The following is a 5,156-nucleotide window of genomic DNA, read 5'->3' on the forward strand; positions in this document are numbered from 1 at the left end:
CAGCAAATGATCTCACTTTTGCTGTTTCTAGCGATAAACATGTAAAAAGTACATGTTATTCATGACCTTTTACCCGACATACGCAGAAATCATCAATTTAGCTGCACTTTTTGCAGGATATAAGTTCAAATCAGTAACTTCCGCCAAATTTGCTGCATTTTTTGCAAGATTTGTATGGCACAAGACATCCGTCTACACTCCGCTAACCAAACTCGCGGCGCCCGCCACAAAATTCCCCCTCGCCTACGCATACAATTCAACCAATTATAAGACACCACTTTTTTCCTTTTCCAAACTCCGCTCAAACCCTAATAAAGCCGCCAAATCCGCATGGGTAATTTTAACAAATAAATTTAGAGGAATTACAAGTATACGGACGAAAAACTTTGCTGTAAACTGGATTTACGCACTTTTCTCTTCTATTTTAAGAATTACGGTCATTTTGGCGATTTTTTGCCTGACGGTCGTGATAAGATGAGGTTTTAATGCAATGCAGCAAACGCTTACGAAAACTAAGCTCATGCTTACGACGTAAGTTTTCTAATGATTACCATCAGCGCTTACGAACTAAGTTTTCTTATGAAAACTCAGCAGTGCTTACGAAGTAAGTTTTCTTACGAAAACTCTAAGGAGGATTAAGTCATGGAAACTGCCACCCATCATCATGTAGAAGTTTTGACTAGACTGAAAACGAATTTAGAATCATGCATTCTCGGCAAGAGCGCTGAGATTGAATTACTGCTGACTGCGATGCTGGCCGGCGGACATGTGTTGCTCGAAGATGTGCCTGGCACTGGCAAGACCGTGCTGATCAAAGCTCTGGCTCGTTCCATCGACGGCCAATTCCGTCGCATTCAGTGCAATCCCGATTTATTGCCTTCCGACATTACCGGTGTTTCCATATATCATCCCAAAGAAGAAAAGTTCCTGTTTCGCTCAGGACCCATCATGACGAATATTTTACTTGTCGATGAAATCAATCGCGCAACGACCAAAACGCAGTCCGCTCTGCTGGAAGCGATGGAAGAGCAGCATATTACGGTAGACGGCGATATTCATGAGCTGCCATCTCCTTTTCTCATGCTGGCCACCCAAAATCCCATTGATTTCGAAGGTACTTACATCCTGCCGGAAGCGCAGCTTGACCGCTTTATGATTAAGCTTAGCTTAGGTTATCCGAGTGAAGCTGCCGAGAAACAGATGATCGCTTCGCAGAGCAAATCGCATCCGATGGAAGCCTTGCATGCCGTGATGGACACGGTCGAGGTATTAGCAGCACAGGAGCAGGCTCGCAAGGTACATATGGTACCGTTAACTCCGTGCTCGGTTCCATTTTTGAGCAGGTTCGCGTGCCGGTTCGATTGGAGAAGTGAGCCTATGACTCGACCGGTATTCAAACGATTCGGGGAACGTCCCCGGTTTCCGGCTCCTTTATGGCTACTGATCTCCTGCTTCACAGCTAGCTTATTCTTCATGTTATTTCAAGGAGGCAAGCTGGCCTCCATGCTTTTTATTATCATCACCCTTTTGTCGATCTATTTGCTCTCAGGCAACTGGAGCGGCATCAGACGTGCTCAAGGCACACGAAAGCTCTCCATTCAAGGGCAGGACGCGCAGCTTGAAGCGGGTCAGTCATTGCAAATCGGCATTGGCGTGCAAATTCCTGGCTTTTGGCCGATTCCTTATATGATCATCAAAGATCAGTTCATACGACAGAGCGGCGAAGAAACCATCTTTGAAGCTTCGCTGATCCCGGACTGGAAGCGGAGAGGGGAACTGCTGTACAGCACGCCTCCACTGCGAAGGGGGTATTACCGATTTGGTGATACGGAGTGTCTCACTGAGGATATTTTTGGCTTCTTCCAACACAAGGGACGCCTAGAGCTGCAGCAATCAATTACGGTGTATCCACAAACCGTGGCAATTCGGGAATGGGCGCAATTCCATCAAATGCTCAAAGGCATGCAGCATCATTCCACGACGACTAGAGCGCACCGGGAAACGACGCAAATTAACGGTGTCCGTGAGTACATTTATGGTGATCGCTTATCCCGCATCCACTGGAATGCGACAGCGAAGACAGGGACATGGAAATCTAAGGAATTCGAGCGGGAGTCATTGCCCAAAACGATCATTTTATTAGACCGGACGGCCCGTGCTTATGGCGACGCTGCAGAATTTGAACTAGCTGTCTCTGTGGCGGCATCCTTGTTCCGCTATGGGGCTGGCCGCGATTTAGCGCTGGGATTACTTTCGATCGGGAAAGAATCGACCTATTTTGAACCGAAACAAAGTCAAAATCACCACAAGCATATTTTAAAACATTTGGTCGGGGTAGAAGCTGATGGCTTTCACTCTCTGCAGCAAATCGTAAAAGAACATTCGCGGGAACTGCCCGCTGGCTGCTTCTTTGTCCTTATTTCCCCGCAAAAGGGTTCTGTGATGATGCAGGTGCTGACGCAACTTGAGCATCTTCAAATGAACCCATGCCATATGTGGATTCATGCGGAACCTTCGCATGCATTCAAACTGCAGAGTGAGGCTCAAGAAAGCGCAAAGGATGATTGGGTTAAGGCCATTCGCTCACAAGGCTATATGGGGTATAAGGTTAGTCAATTAACGGACTTGCCTAACCTGTTGGGAGGGGCGAAACGTTATGCTTAGCTCACTCTGGAAACGAATTGCTTTTACGGATTGGGAACAGCGCATTAGTGCGATTCTTACTGGTATTTATCTATATCAATTTGTAATTTGGATCATGAAGGAAGACGGCTTATGGCTCCCTGAAACGGTCGTTTTTGTCACAGGAACATTAAGCCTAGTGGTGGTTACGTATCTGATTCCGCATCTTCGCCGCATATGGCGCGTTCTCATTCAATTTGGATTGGTCATCGCTCTTCACATCATTGGGATGGGTTACCATTTCGTTGCTGTACAGGTGACGACTTGGAAGGGCGCACTCCGTTGGGTCGCATTAAATGCAGGTCAGTTAGAGCCGTATATTTGGTTTAGCTTAGCTGCTTGGATGACTTATTTGTTCGCCATGTGGTCAGTGAAATCGAGGCTGCGTATTTTCGTTCTCATTGCTGTTAGTATATTGTTTTTCGCCATACGAGATTCCTTCAGCACGATTTTCCTATGGCCGCAAGTAGCAATGGTCATCTTCTGCGGATTTTCGCTGCTGATGGTTCGTCACTTCGCCAAGCTGAAGAAACGCGCACCAGTTATCTGGGAGACGATTACCGATTACCCCTCATCACTTCTGCTTCCAGTTGGGCTGATTGTGGGTGTCATTACGCTTGTTGGGCTATTGGCTCCTACCGTAGAACCGATCCTCACTGATCCTTATACGGCTTACAAAGTGAGTCGTGGAGAATCTGTACCGCTATTAGGAAAAGGCGTAAGCGTCACGGCGTCTACGGCCGATACTTCGTCCGGCTATAGCAGAGATGACAGTCATCTAGGCGGTGGATTTCAATTTGATTACACACCTGTAATGACCGTTGAAACGAGTAAACGCACCTATTTCCGTGGTGAGACAAGGGCTCAGTATGATGGAAAAGGCTGGGAACTTAGTCCGAATGAGAAAAGGCTTCCAGTGAATCGGGTCAATCTGAATACACTGCCTCTTGATCCAAGATTTGACCTCTCACTTTTGAAAACACAGGAAGTTACACAGACCGTTGTTATGCAAAGAGAGGATGTTTTTCCGGTTCTCTTCGGTGGATATGCCGTCCAGCGTCTGGTGGAAGTGAATCAAGGTGAGAATCCGTTCCAGCGTATTTTATGGTCGCCACGGCAGTCGGAGCTGCGTTACACAGGCAGAACGAATTATCCCAAAGAGTATGCCATTATTACTCAAGAGCCTATTTTGGATGTAGCGCAACTGCGCGAGGTGAAGAGTGACTATACGAATAAACCGGAATGGGCGGAGTATTTGCAAGTACCAGCGGATCTTCCGGAACGTGTCAAACAACTGGCGATCGATATCACCAAATCAGCGACCAATCCTTATGATAAGGCCAAGCTGATCGAAGCTTATCTATCAGAGCATTACCCGTATACGAACACCCCGGACGAAAGCAAAGGGAAAAGCAAAGATTTTGTAGATCGTTTCTTATTTGAAATAAAACAGGGATACTGTGACTATTATTCCACGTCGATGGCCGTGCTAACACGTTCAATTGGACTCCCGACCCGCTGGGTTAAAGGTTACTCTTCAGGAACTTCACCACAGTCTGATCAGATGCGTGAATTTGGTATCTTGAGTCAATTGGGTGAAGACATTGATACGGATGCTGCCGGCACTTATACAGTCCGGAACTCGGATGCTCATTCCTGGGTTGAAGTGTATTTTGAAGGTTTCGGCTGGATTCCATTCGAGCCTACTTCCGGATTTGCGCTTCCGAATGTATTCCCTGCGGAGACACCGCCGCCTGTTGAGCTTTCCACTGAGAGCGATCCGGTTACATTGCCGGAAGAAACTAAGCCAGCTCCTAGTTATACTTGGCTATGGTTGACGTTAAGCGGTGTTGGTGCTGCTCTAGTGATTGCTGCTGGCGCCGTCTTCTTGTTCAGAAGCAGTTATTGGCGGACTTGGCGTATGCGCAGAAAGCAATTGAAGGCCGTTAATTTTAATCAGAAAATTATTGTGGAATTCGAGAAGCTTCTGCGAATGAGCCGTCGTAAGGGCTATACAAGACTAGAACATGAAACAATGCGAGAAGCGACGACCAGGTGGTCAAGCCAAAGCAAGTGGATGAAAAAAGATCTGGAAACGGTACTGGAGCTGTTTGAACGAGCAAAATACAGTCAAAGTGTATCCACCGAAACGGATTATCAAACCGTAAGTCAATCGATTACGAAATTAAAAGAACAGATGAAATAGGTGAAGAAAGCCACTCCGCCTTCCGGGGGTGGTTTTCCCTATGAGAGGAGCAGATTGGAATGGCTTTTATCGATTGTCATTTTTATTCAGATTCCCTTGGTGTCTCAGCTTCCATGTACGTGATCTTACCGCAGCCAGCGCAAAATCAGATCGGGATGGCCTCAGCGAGCTACGGCACTACAAAGCATCCTACGCTGTACTTATTACATGGCTTATCTGACGATCACACCATTTGGATGAGGAGGACGTCCATCGAGCGGTATGCGGC

General features: G+C 46.9%; 2 protein-coding genes and 2 pseudogenes. All 4 read left to right on the forward strand.

The features are described from left to right. Positions 1–642 precede the first annotated feature (642 nt). Positions 643–1,305: pseudogene (locus AC1DUA_RS26735) on the forward strand (AAA family ATPase); the annotation flags it as partial. Positions 1,306–1,962: 657 nt separating this feature from the next. Next, positions 1,963–2,664, forward strand: a complete 702-nt coding sequence (locus tag AC1DUA_RS26740; protein ID WP_477502663.1) for a DUF58 domain-containing protein — start codon at positions 1,963–1,965, stop codon at positions 2,662–2,664. Then, positions 2,657–4,888 (forward strand): transglutaminase TgpA family protein, encoded by a 2,232-nt coding sequence (locus AC1DUA_RS26745; protein WP_477502662.1) that lies wholly within the window; start codon positions 2,657–2,659, stop codon positions 4,886–4,888. Before AC1DUA_RS26740 ends, AC1DUA_RS26745 begins: the two co-directional genes overlap by 8 nt. 59 nt (positions 4,889–4,947) lie before the next feature. Continuing rightward, positions 4,948–5,156: pseudogene (locus AC1DUA_RS26750) on the forward strand (esterase family protein); the annotation flags it as partial.

The sequence above is a fragment of the Paenibacillus sp. 01T422 genome (assembly GCF_056398785.1).

What these genes read in the sequence shown, in the direction of transcription:
- AC1DUA_RS26745 (WP_477502662.1), top strand. Translation starts at nt 2,657, where the DNA reads ATGCTTAGCTCACTCTGGAAACGAATTGCTTTTACGGATTGGGAACAG.
- AC1DUA_RS26740 (WP_477502663.1), top strand. Translation starts at nt 1,963, where the DNA reads ATGCAGCATCATTCCACGACGACTAGAGCGCACCGGGAAACGACGCAA.